19 protein-coding genes are annotated in these 16,313 nt (G+C 60.9%); 10 read left to right on the forward strand and 9 right to left on the reverse strand.

Going from position 1 to position 16,313, the window contains the following annotated elements; genetic code table 11:
- Positions 1 to 78 precede the first annotated feature (78 nt).
- Complete coding sequence (locus B7O88_RS02040; RefSeq protein ID WP_088273518.1) at positions 79 to 672, reverse strand: LysE family translocator; 594 nt, start codon at positions 670 to 672, stop codon at positions 79 to 81.
- Positions 672 to 905 carry a DUF1272 domain-containing protein gene (locus B7O88_RS02045; protein WP_088273519.1) on the reverse strand — a complete coding sequence of 78 codons (234 nt, stop codon included), beginning with the start codon at positions 903 to 905 and terminating at the stop codon, positions 672 to 674. Before B7O88_RS02045 ends, B7O88_RS02040 begins: the two co-directional genes overlap by 1 nt.
- Positions 906 to 1,019: 114 nt before the next feature.
- Between B7O88_RS02045 and B7O88_RS02050 the strand changes: the two genes are divergently transcribed.
- Positions 1,020 to 1,676 (forward strand): DsbA family oxidoreductase, encoded by a 657-nt coding sequence (locus B7O88_RS02050; RefSeq protein ID WP_088273520.1) that lies wholly within the window; start codon positions 1,020 to 1,022, stop codon positions 1,674 to 1,676.
- Between the two features lie 101 nt (positions 1,677 to 1,777).
- Positions 1,778 to 3,139 (forward strand): chromate efflux transporter, encoded by a 1,362-nt coding sequence (gene chrA / locus B7O88_RS02055; RefSeq protein ID WP_088273521.1) that lies wholly within the window; start codon positions 1,778 to 1,780, stop codon positions 3,137 to 3,139.
- A gap of 6 nt (positions 3,140 to 3,145) precedes the next feature.
- Here chrA and B7O88_RS02060 read toward each other — a convergent pair whose 3' ends face one another.
- The 3 genes from B7O88_RS02060 to B7O88_RS02070 all read right to left on the reverse strand — a co-directional run bounded on the left by B7O88_RS02060 (position 3,146) and on the right by B7O88_RS02070 (position 4,981).
- Complete coding sequence (locus B7O88_RS02060; RefSeq protein ID WP_088273522.1) at positions 3,146 to 3,799, reverse strand: 7-cyano-7-deazaguanine/7-aminomethyl-7-deazaguanine transporter; 654 nt, start codon at positions 3,797 to 3,799, stop codon at positions 3,146 to 3,148.
- A gap of 173 nt (positions 3,800 to 3,972) precedes the next feature.
- Complete coding sequence (locus tag B7O88_RS02065; protein WP_088273523.1) at positions 3,973 to 4,779, reverse strand: M48 family metallopeptidase; 807 nt, start codon at positions 4,777 to 4,779, stop codon at positions 3,973 to 3,975.
- A 67-nt stretch (positions 4,780 to 4,846) separates the two neighbouring features.
- Positions 4,847 to 4,981 carry an entericidin A/B family lipoprotein gene (locus tag B7O88_RS02070; protein ID WP_088273524.1) on the reverse strand — a complete coding sequence of 45 codons (135 nt, stop codon included), beginning with the start codon at positions 4,979 to 4,981 and terminating at the stop codon, positions 4,847 to 4,849.
- Between the two features lie 202 nt (positions 4,982 to 5,183).
- Between B7O88_RS02070 and B7O88_RS02075 the strand changes: the two genes are divergently transcribed.
- On the forward strand, positions 5,184 to 7,328 hold the full coding sequence (locus tag B7O88_RS02075; protein ID WP_088273525.1) for a methyl-accepting chemotaxis protein: 2,145 nt from the start codon (positions 5,184 to 5,186) through the stop codon (positions 7,326 to 7,328).
- Here B7O88_RS02075 and B7O88_RS02080 read toward each other — a convergent pair.
- The 3 genes from B7O88_RS02080 to B7O88_RS02090 are packed head-to-tail and all read right to left on the reverse strand — an operon-like array spanning position 7,313 to position 8,405.
- On the reverse strand, positions 7,313 to 7,963 hold the full coding sequence (locus B7O88_RS02080) for an SOS response-associated peptidase (protein WP_088273526.1): 651 nt from the start codon (positions 7,961 to 7,963) through the stop codon (positions 7,313 to 7,315). The genes B7O88_RS02075 and B7O88_RS02080 overlap by 16 nt on opposite strands.
- On the reverse strand, positions 7,960 to 8,208 hold the full coding sequence (locus B7O88_RS02085; RefSeq protein WP_088273527.1) for a putative signal transducing protein: 249 nt from the start codon (positions 8,206 to 8,208) through the stop codon (positions 7,960 to 7,962). The genes B7O88_RS02080 and B7O88_RS02085 overlap by 4 nt, the downstream gene beginning before the upstream one ends.
- Positions 8,209 to 8,210: 2 nt before the next feature.
- Positions 8,211 to 8,405, reverse strand: a complete 195-nt coding sequence (locus tag B7O88_RS02090; RefSeq protein ID WP_200818393.1) for a CPXCG motif-containing cysteine-rich protein — start codon at positions 8,403 to 8,405, stop codon at positions 8,211 to 8,213.
- 115 nt (positions 8,406 to 8,520) lie between these two features.
- Here B7O88_RS02090 and B7O88_RS02095 point away from each other — a divergent pair, with 115 nt between their 5' ends.
- A complete protein-coding gene (locus B7O88_RS02095; RefSeq protein WP_088273529.1) occupies positions 8,521 to 9,681 on the forward strand; it encodes a 1-acyl-sn-glycerol-3-phosphate acyltransferase in 1,161 nt (386 codons plus the stop codon).
- Between the two features lie 12 nt (positions 9,682 to 9,693).
- On the opposite strand, the gene B7O88_RS02100 is transcribed toward B7O88_RS02095, so the two are convergent.
- Positions 9,694 to 9,969 (reverse strand): hypothetical protein, encoded by a 276-nt coding sequence (locus tag B7O88_RS02100; protein ID WP_088273530.1) that lies wholly within the window; start codon positions 9,967 to 9,969, stop codon positions 9,694 to 9,696.
- A 279-nt stretch (positions 9,970 to 10,248) separates the two neighbouring features.
- Between B7O88_RS02100 and B7O88_RS02105 the strand changes: the two genes are divergently transcribed.
- The 6 genes from B7O88_RS02105 (at position 10,249) to B7O88_RS02130 (ending at position 16,305) form a co-directional block, all read left to right on the forward strand.
- The gene (locus B7O88_RS02105) at positions 10,249 to 10,710 is read left to right on the forward strand and encodes an outer membrane lipoprotein (RefSeq protein ID WP_088273531.1); all 462 of its coding nucleotides are present in this window, start codon (positions 10,249 to 10,251) and stop codon (positions 10,708 to 10,710) included.
- 202 nt (positions 10,711 to 10,912) lie between these two features.
- A complete protein-coding gene (locus tag B7O88_RS02110) occupies positions 10,913 to 13,705 on the forward strand; it encodes a monovalent cation/H+ antiporter subunit A (protein WP_088273532.1) in 2,793 nt (930 codons plus the stop codon).
- A complete protein-coding gene (locus B7O88_RS02115; RefSeq protein WP_088273533.1) occupies positions 13,705 to 14,031 on the forward strand; it encodes a Na+/H+ antiporter subunit C in 327 nt (108 codons plus the stop codon). Before B7O88_RS02110 ends, B7O88_RS02115 begins: the two co-directional genes overlap by 1 nt.
- A complete protein-coding gene (locus tag B7O88_RS02120; RefSeq protein ID WP_088273534.1) occupies positions 14,031 to 15,548 on the forward strand; it encodes a monovalent cation/H+ antiporter subunit D in 1,518 nt (505 codons plus the stop codon). Before B7O88_RS02115 ends, B7O88_RS02120 begins: the two co-directional genes overlap by 1 nt.
- Positions 15,545 to 16,051 carry a Na+/H+ antiporter subunit E gene (locus tag B7O88_RS02125; RefSeq protein WP_088273535.1) on the forward strand — a complete coding sequence of 169 codons (507 nt, stop codon included), beginning with the start codon at positions 15,545 to 15,547 and terminating at the stop codon, positions 16,049 to 16,051. Before B7O88_RS02120 ends, B7O88_RS02125 begins: the two co-directional genes overlap by 4 nt.
- Entirely contained in the window at positions 16,036 to 16,305 is a 270-nt protein-coding gene (locus B7O88_RS02130; protein ID WP_088273536.1) for a K+/H+ antiporter subunit F, read from the forward strand. Before B7O88_RS02125 ends, B7O88_RS02130 begins: the two co-directional genes overlap by 16 nt.
- Positions 16,306 to 16,313: the final 8 nt, after the last annotated feature.

Genomic DNA, 16,313 nt, shown 5'->3' on the forward strand with positions numbered 1-16,313 from the left:
AGTGCGGGCCGGCGGGTCGTCTGGAAGAACAGGGCAATGTGCAGCAGGCACGCAGCAGCCTGATATCAGGTCAGTAGGTCAACGGCTCGCCAGATACAGTCCGCAGCCAATCAGCAGCCCGCCCCCCAGACGTTGAAGCCCCCGGCTCTGGCGGGGCAGGGCAAGGCGACTGCCAAGCACCGCATAGAGTGTCTTGACCAGCAGCAAGGCCACTGCGGTGGTGATCAGTACTTGCAGCGCTACCCCGGGCGACAGTGGTGTGGTTACAAACAGGGGCAGGAAGCTGGCGTAGAAGATCAGGGCCTTGATATCGCCGAGGGTAAGCAGCAACCCCGCGATCAGACTGTGCCAGCTGCTGCCGGTCGAAACGGGCAGTGCCCGCTTTGTATGCGGTTGACGCCACAGGGACCAGCCAAACCAGATCAGGTAGGCCGCTGCCAGCCAGCGCAGCAGGTTGAACACCCCTCCCAGGCTGTCGATTACCACCTGCCAGCCCGCCAGCGCCAGCGCGGCCAGCAGCAAATCGCCGAGGGTGATGCCGATTGCTGCCGCAACACCCTGGCCAACGCCGCAGCGGGCGCTGCGCACAACGACCAGCGCCACACTGCTGCTGGGCAGTGCCGCCAGCACCGTCAGGGCAAGAAACAGCGAGAGCAGCTCGCCGGCGTTCATCAGTGGATATGTGGCTTGAGCACCCGGTCACTGCTGGCCGGGTAGCGTTCAAGCAGATGTGCCGGGCGAGTCGGGCGGGTGACCAGGTTGCCGCCGCAGTTCGGACAGCAGCCTGCGAAGCGCTGCGCGCAGTCGTGGCAGAAGGTGCATTCGAAGCTGCAGATCAGAGCATCGGATGCATCGGCGGGCAGGTCGCGGTCGCAGCATTCACAGTTGGGGCGCAGTTGCAGCATGGCAGATACCGGCAAGATGATTATTTGCAGTTATAGCAGTGGCTGATGCCCGATGAAACCCGCTGTATATGGTGTAGTCTCATCCGTTAAACCCAGTCAAACGTGAGTAACACCATGCAGAACCTGACCATTGATATCGTCTCCGACATTGCCTGCCCCTGGTGCGCCATCGGCTATGCTCGCCTGGAGCAGGCTCTGGCGGCGCTGGAAGGCGAGGTGGAAGCAAAGGTGGAGTGGCACGCCTTCGAGCTCAATCCCGATCCGGCCCAGCGGCCGATGCCGATTGTCGAGGCGCTGTGCCGCAAGTACGGTCGTGGCGAGGCCGAGGTGCGGGCGGCGCAGGATGACATGATTCGTATCGCCACCGGTCTCGGGCTGAATTTCACCCATATGCAGGAACGCTACACCGCCAATACCTTCGATGGTCACCGCTTGGTGAAGTGGGCGGCTGAGCATGATCGCCAGACGGCGATGAAACAGGCTCTGTTCGACGCCTACTTCGGAGCGGCAAAGGACGTCAGCAACAGGGACGTACTGCTCGATGCCGTGCGTGCCGCCGGGCTCGATGCGGCAGAGGCCGAGAAGGTGCTGGCCAGTGACAGGTTCGCCGACATTGTTCGCGCCGACGAGGCGCACTGGCAACAGGCGGGTATCTCCTCGGTACCGGCCTTCGTGATCAACGGCCAGTACCTGATTTCCGGGGCACAGGAACCGGAGTATCTGGTTCAGGCGCTGCGCGAGATTGCCGGACGCCAGGGGGCGCCGGCCTGATCGCCAGAGGGCTCTGATATGGAATTGGCAGGGCCTGCAGCAAGGGTGAAATATTCTCCTGTCAGCATGAGGCTTACGGATGTCCTTACAGAAGGTATTTCATGGCAACGTCCCCCTCATCTGAAACCCTGCCTCCGGGCCCGTCTGATGTGAGTCGCCGAGAGGCATTCGGCTTCTGGTTGAAGCTGGGGTTTATCAGTTTCGGTGGCCCTGCCGGGCAGATCGCATTGATGCATGACGAGCTGGTTTCCCGGCGTCGCTGGTTATCCGAGCGGCGTTTTTTGCACGCCCTGAACTACTGCATGCTGCTGCCCGGGCCGGAGGCGCAGCAGTTGGCGACTTATCTGGGCTGGTTGCTGCATCGCAGTTGGGGTGGGGTGGTGGCTGGGCTGCTGTTTATTCTGCCATCGCTGGGTTTGCTGATCTTGCTGGCCTGGGTGTATCTGGTTTACGGCGACGTGCCGCTGATTGCAGGGGTGTTCTACGCGATCAAGCCGGTGGTGGTGGTCGTGGTTGTTCAGGCGGCCTGGCGGGTCGGCGGCCGGGTGTTGCATAACCGCTGGCTCTGGGCGATTGCGCTGGCCGCTTTCGCAGCGATATTCGCCTTGCAGCTACCTTTTCCGCTGATCGTGCTGGCGGCGGCGGTGGCGGGCACGGTGGGCGGGCGATTGCGGCCGTTGGCCTTTTCGCCTTCGGCGACGGCCCGGGCGCCGTCTGATGGCGGCAGGGATGCGCTGCTGAATGATCATAGTCCGATACCTGAGCATGCCCGCTTCAGCTCGTGGCGCCTGCTTCGAGTTTTGCTGATCGGGGCTGCGCTTTGGGTCTTGCCGATGGGGCTGCTGACGTTATGGCAAGGCTGGCATGGGCCGTTGACCCAGATGGCCTGGTTCTTTACCAAGGCAGCCTTGCTGACCTTCGGGGGGGCCTATGCGGTGCTGCCCTATGTTTATCAGGGGGCTGTACTGCAATACGGCTGGCTCTCGCCGCTGCAGATGATCGACGGGCTGGCGCTGGGCGAAAGCACCCCGGGACCTTTGATCATGGTGGTGGTGTTTGTCGCGTTTCTTGGTGGCTATCAGGGCGCATTTTTAGGTGCTGACCAGGCGCTGGCTGCTGGCATGCTGGCGGCGCTGCTGGTCTGCTGGTTCACTTTTCTGCCGTCGTTTCTGTTTGTACTCGGCGGTGCGCCGCTGATCGAAGCTACCCGTGGCGAACTGCGTCTGACTGCCGCCCTGACTGGCGTAAGTGCTGCTGTTGTGGGCGTTATCGTCAATCTGGCGCTGTTCTTCGGCTGGCACGTTTTCATGCCTGCCGAGGCTGCCGGGCCGGACTGGCTGGCACTGGGCATCGGGCTGATCGCGGCCGGTCTGCTGTTTGGGAGGGGCTGGACGGTGCTGCAGACCCTGCTGCTTGGTGCCGCAGCAGGGCTCTTGCTTGGCGTATCAGGGCTGTTGTCCTGATACCGCTCAGGCGGCCGAGGTGGCCGGGCCGCCGAGACGGTTCATCAGGGTGCGCAGCAGTACGCCGTAAAGCGGCAGGAACAGCAGCATGCTGATGAGCAGTTTGATGGCATAGTCGACGGTAGCGATCTCGACCCAGTGCTCGGCCATGAACGGGTTGCTGCTGTGCCAGAAGGCGACCGAGAAGAAGGCGAAGGTGTCTGCCAGGTTACCCAGCACGGTCGACAGGCTTGGTGCGATCCACCAGGCCTTGATGCGGCGCAGGCGGTCGAACACCTGAATATCCAGCAATTGCCCGATCACGTAGGCAACGAAACTGGCCAGAGAGATGCGCAGCACAAAATCGTTGAACGACAGCAGCGCGTCGATACCACGGTAGCTGCCTTCCTGAAACACCACCGACACTACATAGGACGCAACCAGCGCCGGCAGCATGACGCGCGCAATAACGCGGCGCGCAACCTGTTTGCCGAGCAGGCGAACGGTCAGATCGGTAGCCAGAAAAATGAACGGAAAGCTGAAGGCGCCCCATGTGGTGTGGTAACCGAACAGGGTGATCGGCAACTGCACCAGGTAATTGCTGGCGATGATGATGGCAATGTGAAAACTGATCAGCAGTGCGAGCGCGCGGCGCTGCATGCCGGAGGTAAGTACGGTCATGGTCTGTCCTTTTTTACGATTCGAGTCTGCTGACTCGCCGTTTTGTCAGATGGGGTGAGGGAACCCATGTCGTTCGGGGTCGAACGGCGCGCAATTGTACCGGTTCTGCGCGGATTGACCAGCGTATTCGCTGCATTCCGACCGGCGGGGCAAGCTCGCCGGCCGGAATCTGCTTACTTGGCAGCTTCGTACAGGCCCTGAACGCGGGGAGCAGCAGAGCGCAGTGTCTCAATGCGGCCGGAGGAAGAGGGGTGGGTGCTCATGAATGCCGGTGGCTCGCCCTGCGATGCGGCCTGCATTTTTTGCCACAGGCTGACAGCGGCTTGTGGGTCATAGCCGGCGCGTGCGGCCAGCTCCAGGCCAATCAGATCTGCTTCGCTCTCGTTGGCTCGACTGTTCGGCAGCTCCAGGCCATATTGCACCGCCATCTGGGCTGCCTGGCTTCCGCCTTCGCCCAGGCCCAGCAGGGCGCTGGCCAGTTGGGTGCCCATCTGGGTGGCATAGGCTCGGGAAATAGCCTCGCGGCCATGCTCGCGCAGGGCGTGGGCAATCTCGTGCCCCATGATCTGGGCTATTTCGGCATCGGTCAGTTGAAGGCGATCGATAATTCCCGAGTAGAACAGAATCTTGCCACCGGGTGAGCAACTGGCATTGAGCTGGTCATCCTTGATCAGGTTGACTTCCCAGTCCCAGCTGCTGGCATCGGGGCGGAAGTGCGGGACCTGTGCGATCAGCTTGGCGGCGATGCCATTGAGTCTTCGCACGGTAGCAGCGCTGGTATTCAGCAGCCCCTGCTTTTTGGCTTCAGCCAGGGTCTCGTTGTACGACTCGGCAGCCATCTGGTTGACCTGCTCGCTGGACAGGCCGCTCATCATATACTGGGTGCGGTTGACGCCGACGTTGCCGCCTTGAGTGGTCTGCACGCTCTGACAGCCAACCAGCAGCACAACAGGCAGGAGAAGGGTGAATCGCAGTCGCATTGTGCTCTTCCTTGCAAAACGAAGTTGAAATTCGGCCGATGTTCCGCCCGGAAGCACCGGCCCCGCGTTATCTGTTGGCAGCGTCTTCGATGCTGTCGCCGACCTTCTGAATGTCCTTGCCCAGCCCTTCCATCGTGTTGCAGGCGCTCAGGCCGGCAAGGCTGAACAGGACAGACAGCAGCAGTACCCGTGATCTCTTCATGCTCTATTCTCTCATCAGGCGTAAAATAGTGTTGCAGGCCTCTGGGGAACAGCCCCGCGGACATTCAACGGTGAAAGATTACGTTATTGGACCTGAATTTGGACAATTGTATGCAACGGGCTGCAGATTTTTATGCTGTGGCCGATACTACGGATGAACCGGTGTTCCGCGCCGCTCTGTCGTTCCCACGTCGAGGTATTTCATGAAATTCAGGTCAATTCAGCTTTCCATTACTGTGCTGGCAGGTGCCTGTCTGTTTATCGCTGTTGGCGTCATGACGCTGTACTCGGTTTATTCCGCTGAACGCAGTCAGACGTTGGTGCAGGAACGCTCTCGGGTGTTGATCGATGATCTGGTCAAAGATCGCCTGATGGCGATTGCCGAAGGCGAGCAGGCGCGTATTCGTCGCTACCTCGAGTATCCGCTGACGGTAGCCACTCAGCTGGCGCAGCTTAACTCGATGTTGGGACAGATTCAGGATGACGGGATGCCGGCGCTGATGATGGGGCGCGAGGAAATGACCCGCGTAATCCGCATGACGCTGGAGCAAAGCCCGCAGTTGTGGGATGCCTACGTGGGCTGGGAGCCGAACTCGCTGGATAACCTCGACAGCTTTTTTGAGGGGGTTGAATCCGACGGCTACAACGGCACGGGTCGCTATATGCCCATGTGGTTCCGTAACGAAAACGGCACTCTGTCGCTGGAAGCACTGGGTGATATGGAGAATGAAACCATCCTCGAAAACGGCGTGCGTGCCGGCGAGTATTACCTCTGCCCCCGTGAGACGCTGAAGCCCTGTGTGATCGACCCCGCTCCTTACGAGGTCGGCGGCAAGACCGTGCTGCTTGCCTCCTTTACTGTGCCGATCATCAGCGATGGCGAGTTTATGGGTGCCGCTGGTGCCGATCTGTCGATGGCGTTTTTGCAGCAGATGCTGCACGAGAGCAATCAGGATCTCTACGACGGCCAGGGCGAGCAGGCTCTGGTGAGTGCTTCCGGACGGCTGGTTGCGTTCACAGGCGAGGGTGCCAAGCCGGGCGACCATGCCTCTTTGGTGCTTGATCAAATGGAAATGGATGCGATCTCCGCTGTGGGCAGGTCCAACGAGCCGCTTTTTCAAATCGAGAGTGAAGGTGTAGATCATCTGCAGCTGATCATGCCGGTCACGCTGCCGGGCACAGATGTGCGTTGGTCGCTGCTTATCAAGTTGCCGCTTGCGGTGGTCATGCAGGACTTCAACCAGCTTGACGCCGAGCTGACTGACATGCGTCAACAGGATTCCATGCTGATGACAGGCATCGGTCTGCTGGTTGCACTGGCGGGTCTCGGTGTGATGGTCTTGCTGGCTTACGGCCTGGCCAAGCCGGCGCGCCAGCTGGTGGTCATGCTGGACGATATTGCCAAGGGCGAAGGGGATCTGACCAAGCGTCTCAATGTGGATAGGGCGGATGAGCTGGGTGACATCGCCCGGGGCTTCAATGCCTTCCTCGACAAGCTGCAGGGCATGATTCGTGAGGTTGTCGGTTCGGTTCAGCAGGTCACCGATGCCTCGGAACACACCGCCGACATAGCGCTGCGGACCAATGATGGCGTGCAGCGTCAACTCAGCGAGATTGATCTGGTCGCGACGGCCGTGACAGAAATGACTGCGACCGCGCAAGATGTTGCACGTAACGCCTCGCAGGCGGCCAGCGCGGCTCAGAATGCCGACGGTTCCGCTTCGCACGGTCGTGAGGTGGTGCGGGCAACGTCCGAAACCATTCAAAACCTCTCGCAGGATATCCAGCGTGCGGTCGACAGCGTGCAGGCACTGGCACGCGACAGCGAAAATATCACCGGTATTCTGGACACCATTCGTGGTATTGCAGAACAAACCAACCTGCTGGCGCTGAACGCGGCCATCGAAGCGGCTCGCGCCGGTGAGCAGGGTCGCGGCTTTGCGGTGGTTGCCGATGAGGTTCGTAATCTGGCGCAGAAAACCCAGAGCTCGACCGAAGAAATTCAGCATATGATCGAGCAGCTGCAGAACGGGACCCGCGAGACAGTCAAGGTGATGGAGCAAAGTCGTGCCCGCACCGATCAGAGTGTACTGCAGGCGGAGGAGGCGGATGCAGCCTTGACCTCGATTACCCAGGCAGTATCGGTGATCAATGACATGAACAATCAGATCGCGAGTGCCGCCGAGGAGCAGAGCGCCGTTGCCGAGGATATCAATCGCAACGTCATGACCATCGATACGGTCGCCAAGGATGTGGCCAAGGGTGCCGATGAGGCTTCCCAGGCCAGTGCGTCACTGACCAAGCTGGCAGAGCATCAGCGCCGTCTGATCAATCAGTTCAAGGTTTGAGCCGGACCTGCGGGGCTGCAGCAATGCGGCCCCTGGGTAGCCGGGTTGCTGACTGCTGTGCTGACAGGGTAGGCCATCTCGATACGGCTGTCGGCATTCAGCAATAATGGCTGCAGGGCCGTCACCGCGGTGCTCTCCGCCAGCCATATGGCTTGCTCCGCGCTGTTTAGGGCTGCCGGCATGCGGTCGCTCATCCGGCTTGCCAGGCCTTTGGCAGGTACGGTGATCAGCGCGCAACTGTCCCAGTACTGACCGTCATCCAGCTGGTAGCGTTCCCAGATCCCCGCCAGTGCCAGCCCGCCTTCCTTGCGCCGCAGATACCAGGGGTGCTTGCGTTGACCCTGCTGCAGCCAGAGGAAATAGCCGTCGACGGGCAGGATGCAGCGCCGCTGGGCGAAAGCCTGCCGGAACATAGGTTTTTCGTGCAGGTATTCAGCCCGGGCCGAAAAGCTGGCCCGGCTGAGGTCCTTTAGCCAGCCCGGCGTCAGGTTCCACAGGACAGAGGCGCACTCCAGCTGGCCTGCTGTCTTGCGCAGAATCAGCAACGGCTTGCCAGGGGCAATATTCCACTGTGGCTTCCAGTCGTCGGGCATTGTGGTATGGGGCTGATTGAACTGGGCCAGGCGACCGCTCATGACTCGGGTAGCTCGCTGTCTTCTTCGTTGATGGGGCTTGCCTGGAGATAGGCATGGATCAGCTCGGTACTGCGATCAACGTCTTCGTCTTCAACCCACAGGCCAAGCAGGTCATGCACTGGCAGATCGCCAATGGCCCCCTGCAGATAGCCGCCGCTGATATGGCTGCGGATGTGATGGTCGGCCAGTACGGCGGTCAGCAAGCTGGCCTCCGCCATGTCGGCGGGACGGTAGATACGCTGCATGCTCAGTCCTGCTCGCGGCGCAGGTCGACGTGATAGTCGTCGCCTGCGTCGTCGATCCACAGGCTGACGTGGATCGGCTGGCAGCAGACCTGACAGTCCTCGGTATAGGATTGGGCTCCACCGCTCAGGTCAAGCAGCAGGGTGATGGGTTCGCCGCAGTGTGGGCAGACCAGATTCGCTTCTTCCAGTGCCTGCACCGTAAAGTCCCCGTACGTCTTGTATGTGACATGCAGTGTAGCTGCATCGTCAATCTGGCGAAACCACGGTGGGCAACGCATAATGCCCGGCTGACGACAAGACTCTGAGGGTGACATGAGCGAGTTCGAGGGCATTCGCCCCTACAACGATGCCGAAGTGCCAGCTGTGCTGGAGCGTCTGCTGTCTGATCAGGAACTGATGCGCATGCTGGCGGGCTACCGCTTCCCGCGCCTCAATCGCTGGCTGCCGGGTGGTGCCCGGTCGCTGGTGCAACTGGCGCTCAGGCGCGAGGCCCGCGGCGTCGAATCGGTTGATGATCTTCAGCACAGGCTGGAGCCCTATCTGGATCGCCTGATCGAAAGCAGCACCCTGGCTGTCACCTACAGTGGCCTGGATAACCTGCGCAGCGATCAGCCCCACCTGTTTATCGCCAACCATCGTGACATCGTGATGGATCCGGCGTTTGTCAATTATGCGCTTTACCACGCGGGGCACCCGACGCCACGTATTGCGATTGGCGACAATCTGCTGCAGCGCCCCTTCGTTGCCGATCTGATGCGCCTGAACAAGAGCTTTATCGTGCACCGCTCACTGACCGGTCGGCGCGAGAAGCTGCAGGCTTACCAGACCCTGTCTGCCTATATCAGCCACTCGATTGCCGAGGGGCAGTCGATCTGGATTGCTCAGGCGGAGGGGCGAGCGAAGGATGGTCTGGATGAAACCGATTCGGCGATCATCAAGATGTTCTGCATGAGCCGCAAGGCCGAACCTGTTGCGGATGTGATTCGCTCGCTGAGCATGGTACCGGTATCGATTTCCTACGAATGGGATCCGTGTGACGGCATGAAAGCGCGCGAGCTGGAGCAGCGCGCGCGTTCAGGCAGTTACAGCAAGGAGCCGGGCGAGGATGACCGCTCCATTGCCATGGGCCTGACAGGTTACAAGGGGCGGGTGCATGTGGCGTTTGGCAAGCCGCTGACGGAGACCTTTGACGATGCCAGACAGGTAGCTGCGGCAGTGGATCGGCAGATTCTGGGTCATTACCGCCTCTATCCGAGCAACTTTCTGGCATTTGAGCACTCAGGCGAACAGGTGCCAACGGCGCTGTCGAACTGGCGTACGGACTACACAGCCAGCGAGCTGGCGGCCGAGGAACAGCGTTTTGCAGCACGGTTGTCGGCGTTACCCGAGGCGCAGCGGCCATTCTGGCTGCTGCAGTACGCGAACCCGGTGCGCAGTCGCTTGCGGGTGATCAAGGAGTCGGCCGGCGTCTGATTGCGGTCAGGGTCAGACGCGGGTGCTGACCAGACTGAGGAGTAGGGCCAGGCTGAGGCAGACGGTGCCGACGCTGTAGAACAGGCGATTGATGCGCTGGTCGCGTTGCTGGCTGATGTCGGAGTCGCTGGGTGGCAGGGTCGCCAGGCGCTGGCGGCCGAGGCTGCTGCGCAGTTGGGTCGCAATCCACAGCCAGCTGCCATTGACGGCGAAGAACAGGGCCAGGCTGTTGAGGACCAGCGCCGGGTTTTCAAGGTAATACAACCAAGCTGCCTGCAGCGGGAACATGGCAGAACCTCCGGTGTCTCGGATTCGGGCAACCAGGTTCTATTGGCTTTTTTGTTGGTTACGACGAAACGAAAAAGGAATGTAACGACGTGCCGGAGTCGGCTCGTCTATTAATAAGCGCGGCAGATGTTATGCCAAGAGGCGATTAAATTCGACACGGTCTGTTCAAAATCCGATCAACGGTTACCACCTCCGGTGGTCGGTATTGCCTCTCTGCGAGACTGCGCGCACCCTTGTGAAACGGGCCTTGATGCAAGGCGGACCAATTGAGGTGACGATATGAAAAATCGGTATATGGTGACTCTGATGCTCGGTGCCGTGCTGGCATTGGGTGGCTGTGCATCTTCGCTGAGCGGCGATGTTTACAGTCGGGATGATGCGCGGGCGCCGCAGACCGTGCGTATGGGGACAGTGGAATCGGTGCGTCTGGTGCAGATCGAAGGTACCAAGACCGTGATTGGCCCTGCCGCCGGGGCGGCCATCGGTGGTGTCGCCGGCAGCTCGGTGGGTGGCGGTCGTGGCAGCGCGATTGCCGCTATTGTCGGCGCAGTGGCTGGCGGAATGGCCGGTGCGGCAGCCGAGGAGGGTATTACCCGTACTCAGGGCGTGGAAATTATCGTGAACGAAGATGGTGGCTATACTCGTGCCTACGTTCAGGAAGTGGTTGAAGGGGTTAATTTTGCTCCGGGTGATCGCGTGCGCATCATGTCGGTGAATGGTCAGTCCCGGGTCGTCAAGTAACGCGCATGGAGCCGGAATGGCAGCAGCCAGGGCGCTGCTGCCATAGCGTTGTTACGCATTTTGTAACGGATTCAGCTGCTTGCGTTGCTCGGCGATGGCAGCTTGCCCCTATAATGACGTGCGCCTCCTGACCATGCCCATTCCGTAGTTGCGGTATTGCTGGAACGGGAGCCGCAATGGCCATATAAGGAGTAAGTCCTGCATGACCCTGGCGCTGATCGTCATCCTCCCGCTGCTTGGCAGCCTGCTTCCACTGCTTTTCAAGAATCAAGGGCGTTCTCTTTGTGCCACGATGGCCATGGTTGCACCGGTCATCGGTCTGGCATTGCTCTGGCGGCATGCCGATGCGGTATTCGCCGGGCAAACTCTGATCCAGTCGCGGCCCTGGCTGAGCGAACTGGGGCTGAATATCAGTTTCCGGCTTGATGGCCTGAGTTTCCTGTTTGCCCTGATGATTCAGGGTATCGGCCTGCTGGTTATTCTCTACGCCCGCTACTACCTCTCCAAAAACGACCCGATGGGCCGTTTCTTCTGTTATCTGCAGCTGTTCATGTCGGCCATGCTTGGCGTGGTGCTGTCCGAAAACCTGTTGCTGCTGATGGTGTTCTGGGAAATGACCAGCCTGTCATCCTTCCTGCTGATCGGCTATTGGTCGCACTCTACCGATGCCCGCAAGGGCGCGCGGATGGCGCTGGCCGTTACCGGCGCCGGTGGTCTGGCGCTGTTGGCTGGTATTCTCCTGCTGGGCCAGATTGTCGGCAGTTACGAGCTGACGGATGTATTTGCCGCTGGCGAGCAGATTCGTCAGCATGCCCTTTATCCGGTGATTTTGGTGCTGGTGCTGCTCGGGGTGTTTACCAAGTCGGCACAGTTTCCGTTCCACTTCTGGCTGCCGCACGCCATGGCAGCGCCAACGCCGGTGTCGGCGTATCTGCACTCGGCAACCATGGTCAAGGCAGGGGTGTTTCTGCTGGCGCGCCTCTATCCGGCACTCGCTGGCACCGATCTGTGGTTCTACATCGTCAGCAGCGCCGGTATGGCAACGCTGCTGGTGGGCGCTTGTACTGCGCTGTTCCAGCATGACCTCAAGGGGCTGCTGGCCTATTCGACAATCAGTCATCTGGGCCTGATCACCCTGCTTTTTGGTCTGGATACGCGGCTGGCAGCTGTCGCAGCGGTGTTTCATATCATCAACCACGCCACCTTCAAGGCCTCGCTGTTCATGGCCGCAGGGATCATCGATCATGAGACCGGTACCCGTGACATGCGGCGTATCAATGGCCTGCTGCGGTTCATGCCGCATACGGCGGTGCTGGCGATGGTGGCCGCCTCGGCGATGGCCGGCGTGCCGCTGCTCAACGGCTTTCTCAGCAAGGAGATGTTCTTCACCGAGACGCTGGAGCAGCACATGCTCGGCAACTGGAGCTGGCTGATTCCGCTGGGTGCGACCCTGGGCGGGGTGTTTTCGGTGGCCTATTCGCTGCGCTTCGTGCACGACGTATTTTTCAACGGCAAGCCGGTGAATCTGCCCAAGTATCCGCCACACGAACCACCGCGCTATATGCGCGTGCCGGTCGAAATTCTGGTGGTGATGTGTCTGGCGGTCGGTCTGGCGCCGGGCTTTACGGTTGCCGGTCTGCTGGCGGTAGCTGCGGAGTCGACGGTGAGTAACGCCTTGCCGGAGTACAGTCTGGCGATCTGGCACGGCTTCAACCTGCCGCTGTTTATGAGCTTCGCGGCCATGGTGCTGGGGATTCTGGTCTATTCACTGCGTCGGCCGCTGTTCGACTGGTATGCCCGCCAGCGGGATGTGGATGCCAAGCTGGTATTTGAGGCGGCGGTGCAGCGTCTGGTGCGGGGCGCGGGTCAGATAACCCTGCTGCTGGAAAATGCCTCGCTGCAACGCTACCTCCTCTGCCTGTTGCTGGCCGCATTGGTGGTGACCGGGTTCTGGTTGTTGCAGCTGCCGGCGCTGCGTGGCCCGGTTGCCCTCACACCCATTGATGGAGTGACCCTGGCCGGTGCCGTGCTGACCATGTTGAGTGCGGTTGCTACCGCGTACTGGCATCGCCTGCGGCTGGTATCGCTGGTTACCCTCAGTGTGGTGGGGCTGGGTGTGGTGCTGGCATTTGCCCGCTTTGCCGCGCCGGATCTGGCGTTGACCCAGATCTCGGTCGAAGTGGTCACCATCGTCCTGCTGATGCTGGCGCTGTTCTTTTTGCCGGCGCGGACCCCACGTGAGTCCTCGGGCCTGCGCCGTGGCCGTGACCTGATTATCGCGCTGCTGTGTGGCGCTCTGGTGGGCGCGCTTGCCTTCGCCATGCTCACCCGTCCCTACGACAGCATCGCCGACTTCTTCCTCGCCAACAGCGTGACGGGTGGCGGTGGCCACAATGTGGTGAACGTTATTCTGGTCGACTTCCGTGGCTTCGATACCATGGGTGAGATCACCGTGCTGGCGATCGCAGCCATCGCCATCTACGCGCTGATCGATGGTCTGCGTCTGCGGGTGCCCGGTGCAGACAGCCTCGGCAAGCCCTGGGCGCAGCGCGGTGACTTGCTGATGCTGGTTAATTTGTCGCACGTCCTGTTGCCGCTGGCGCTGATGATCTCGGTGTACATCTTCCTGCGCGGACACAACCTGCCGGGTGGCGGCTTTATTGCAGGCCTGATTACCGCGGTCGCGCTGATCCTGCAGTATGTCGCCAGCGGCGAGGCCTGGACTGCCCAGCGCTGGCCGGTGAACTACCACTGGCTGGCAGGTGCCGGGGTGCTGATCGCCGGTGCTACCGGGGTGGGGAGCTGGGCCTTTGGCTATCCGTTCCTGACCAGCAGCTTCGGGCATTTCCATATTCCGCTGGTCGGTGAGATCGAACTGGCGACCGCAATGCTGTTTGATCTTGGGGTGTATCTGACGGTCGTGGGCGCAACACTGCTGATTCTGGCAAACCTTGGCAAATTGCCGCAGTCGCGGGTAGTCGGAGGAGATTTCTGATGGAGCTGCTGTATGCCATTACCCTTGCAGTGCTGACCAGTTGCGGTGTCTACCTGATGTTGCGGGCACGCACCTTTCCGGTGGTGGTCGGGCTGGCACTGCTGAGTTACGCGGTGAACCTGTATCTGTTTGCTACCGGCCGTCTCGGTGATGCAGCGCCGGCGGTGCTTGGCAAGGCAGGGGTGTACGCAGACCCCTTGCCGCAGGCGCTGGTGCTGACTGCAATCGTTATAGGCTTTGCCATGACGGCCTATGCGCTGGTGCTGGCGCTGCGGGCGCAGGGCGAGCTGGACAGCGACCACGTTGACGGCAAGGGGGACCATTGATGAGTCACCTGCCAATTTTGCCCGTACTGGTACCGATGTTTGCCGGTGCACTGTTGCTGGTGCTCGGCGCGAGCATGGACACCAAGCGGGCACTGTCGCTGCTGGCGACCTTTCTGCAGATTCCGCTGGCGGCGATGCTGGTAGTCGAGGCCGGACAGGGTATCGGGGTCTACGCCCTCGGTAACTGGATGCCACCGTTCGGTATCGTGCTGGTGGTCGACCGGCTGAGCGCCCTGTTGCTGCTGGTAACGGCAATACTTGCCGCCGCAGCCATCATCTATGCGGTGCGTGGCGACGATGCGGCCGGTCGCAATTTCCATCCGCTGTTCCAGTTTCAGCTGATGGGCATCAACGGCGCCTTTCTGACCGGCGATCTTTTCAACCTGTTCGTGTTCTTCGAGGTCCTGCTGATTTCCTCCTACGCGCTGCTGCTGCATGGCGCGGGGTCGGCTCGGGTGCGCTCCGGTCTGCATTATCTGCTGCTGAACCTGACCGGTTCGGCACTGTTTCTGATCGCCGTCGGAACCCTTTACGGCGTGACCGGAACGCTCAACATGGCCGACATGGCGCTCAGGGTGCGTGAGCTTGATCCGGCAGATGCGCCTCTGGTCGGGGCGGCGGGTATGCTGCTGCTGGTGGTGTTCGGTTTGAAGACGGCGGTATTTCCGCTGTACTTCTGGTTGCCGCGCGCCTACGCGGCGGCGGGTGCACCGGTCGCCGCGCTGTTTGCGATCATGACCAAGGTGGGGCTGTACTCGATCCTGCGCGTATACACGCTGATTTTCGGGGCCGATGCCGGGGAGTTGGCCAATATGGCGCTGTCCTGGCTCTGGCCGCTGGCTCTGGTAACCCTGTTGCTCGGTGCTATCGGTGCGCTGGCGGCCAGCACGCTGAGTTCGCTGACGGCCTATTTGGTCGTGGTATCGGTCGGCACCATGCTGGCAGGGCTGGCGATCGGGACGGCGGAGTCGCTGCAGGCGACTCTGTTCTACCTTATGCACTCGACCTGGATTACCGGCGCGCTGTTCCTGCTGACCGGTATCCTCCAGCGAGTACGCGGGCCGCGTTTCTCGGCGCGGCTGATTGCCGGGCCGCAATTACCGCATCCGATGCTGCTGGGCGGTGTGTTCTTCCTGATTGCCATGTCCATCGTTGGCATGCCGCCGCTGTCCGGTTTCCTCGGCAAGCTGTTGCTGCTCGGCTCGGCAGGGCAGGGTGTCACCGCCGCCTGGCTTTACGCGCTGGTGCTGGGTAGCGGACTACTCGGACTGGTTGCCTTGAGCCGGGCAGGCAGCACCCTGTTTTGGCGTCAATCCGATCAGGCCGCCACAGGTGAGCCGGTCGATGGCGCGCGCATGGGCGCGGTGCTCTTGCTGCTCGCTGCAAGCCCGGCGTTGGTGGTGATGGCCGGGCCGCTGTTGTCTTACCTGGCGCAGACCGCAGAGCAACTGCTCATGCCGCAGTTGTATATCGACGCGGTATTGTCGCTGCAACCGATTGCCGGAGGCGCCCAATGAAGCGACCTGATCGCGTGTTTCCGCACCCCTGGCTCAGTGTGTCTCTGCTGATAGGCTGGCTGCTGCTGATGAACTCGGTATCGGTTGGCAACGTCATCATGGCGGCCGTGCTGGCCACCCTTATTCCCTGGTTGACCCATGTCTTCTGGCCGCGGTCACCGCATCGGCTGCGCTTTGGTCGTTTGCTGATTTTCGCCTGCCGGGTGCTCAGTGACATCGTGCTGGCGAACCTGCAGGTCGCCAGGCTGATTCTCGGCTCGCGCCGTCGACTGCGGCCAGCCTTCGTCCATTATCCGCTGCAGTTGCAGCAGGACTTTTCGATCAGCGTGCTGGCCAGCACCATCTCGCTGACGCCGGGCACGGTATCGGCCGATATCAGCCCTGATCGCAGCACCCTGCTGATTCACGGTCTGGATGTGGGCGACGAACAGGCGCTGATCGAACATATTCGTCAGCGCTATGAAGAACCCATTCGGGAGATTTTCGAATGCTCGACACCGTAGTTCTGCTCTGTCTGGGCATCATCTGCGCAGCGCTGCTGCTGACCTTTGCCCGTCTGATCAAGGGCCCGGATCTGCCGGATCGGATACTGGCGCTGGATACCCTCTACATCAACGCTATCGCGCTGATCATGCTGCTGGGCCTGTACCTGGACTCCAACCTGTTCTTCGAGGCAGCGCTGCTGATCGCGGTCATGGGGTTTGTCAGTACAGTGGCCATCGCCAAGCATTTGCTGCGTGGCAATATCATCGAATAGGAGAGGGA

This window comes from Halopseudomonas aestusnigri, from assembly GCF_002197985.1.
Taxonomy (GTDB): Bacteria; Pseudomonadota; Gammaproteobacteria; order Pseudomonadales; family Pseudomonadaceae; genus Halopseudomonas; species Halopseudomonas aestusnigri.

Excerpts from the sequence above, each read along its gene's own strand:
- B7O88_RS02040 (WP_088273518.1), bottom strand. The coding sequence starts at position 672 with ATGAACGCCGGCGAGCTGCTCTCGCTGTTTCTTGCCCTGACGGTGCTG.
- B7O88_RS02045 (WP_088273519.1), bottom strand. The coding sequence starts at position 905 with ATGCTGCAACTGCGCCCCAACTGTGAATGCTGCGACCGCGACCTGCCC.
- B7O88_RS02050 (WP_088273520.1), top strand. The coding sequence starts at position 1,020 with ATGCAGAACCTGACCATTGATATCGTCTCCGACATTGCCTGCCCCTGG.
- chrA (WP_088273521.1), top strand. The coding sequence starts at position 1,778 with ATGGCAACGTCCCCCTCATCTGAAACCCTGCCTCCGGGCCCGTCTGAT.
- B7O88_RS02060 (WP_088273522.1), bottom strand. The coding sequence starts at position 3,799 with ATGACCGTACTTACCTCCGGCATGCAGCGCCGCGCGCTCGCACTGCTG.
- B7O88_RS02065 (WP_088273523.1), bottom strand. The coding sequence starts at position 4,779 with ATGCGACTGCGATTCACCCTTCTCCTGCCTGTTGTGCTGCTGGTTGGC.
- B7O88_RS02070 (WP_088273524.1), bottom strand. The coding sequence starts at position 4,981 with ATGAAGAGATCACGGGTACTGCTGCTGTCTGTCCTGTTCAGCCTTGCC.
- B7O88_RS02075 (WP_088273525.1), top strand. The coding sequence starts at position 5,184 with ATGAAATTCAGGTCAATTCAGCTTTCCATTACTGTGCTGGCAGGTGCC.
- B7O88_RS02080 (WP_088273526.1), bottom strand. The coding sequence starts at position 7,963 with ATGAGCGGTCGCCTGGCCCAGTTCAATCAGCCCCATACCACAATGCCC.
- B7O88_RS02085 (WP_088273527.1), bottom strand. The coding sequence starts at position 8,208 with ATGCAGCGTATCTACCGTCCCGCCGACATGGCGGAGGCCAGCTTGCTG.
- B7O88_RS02095 (WP_088273529.1), top strand. The coding sequence starts at position 8,521 with ATGAGCGAGTTCGAGGGCATTCGCCCCTACAACGATGCCGAAGTGCCA.
- B7O88_RS02100 (WP_088273530.1), bottom strand. The coding sequence starts at position 9,969 with ATGTTCCCGCTGCAGGCAGCTTGGTTGTATTACCTTGAAAACCCGGCG.
- B7O88_RS02105 (WP_088273531.1), top strand. The coding sequence starts at position 10,249 with ATGAAAAATCGGTATATGGTGACTCTGATGCTCGGTGCCGTGCTGGCA.
- B7O88_RS02110 (WP_088273532.1), top strand. The coding sequence starts at position 10,913 with ATGACCCTGGCGCTGATCGTCATCCTCCCGCTGCTTGGCAGCCTGCTT.
- B7O88_RS02115 (WP_088273533.1), top strand. The coding sequence starts at position 13,705 with ATGGAGCTGCTGTATGCCATTACCCTTGCAGTGCTGACCAGTTGCGGT.
- B7O88_RS02120 (WP_088273534.1), top strand. The coding sequence starts at position 14,031 with ATGAGTCACCTGCCAATTTTGCCCGTACTGGTACCGATGTTTGCCGGT.
- B7O88_RS02125 (WP_088273535.1), top strand. The coding sequence starts at position 15,545 with ATGAAGCGACCTGATCGCGTGTTTCCGCACCCCTGGCTCAGTGTGTCT.
- B7O88_RS02130 (WP_088273536.1), top strand. The coding sequence starts at position 16,036 with ATGCTCGACACCGTAGTTCTGCTCTGTCTGGGCATCATCTGCGCAGCG.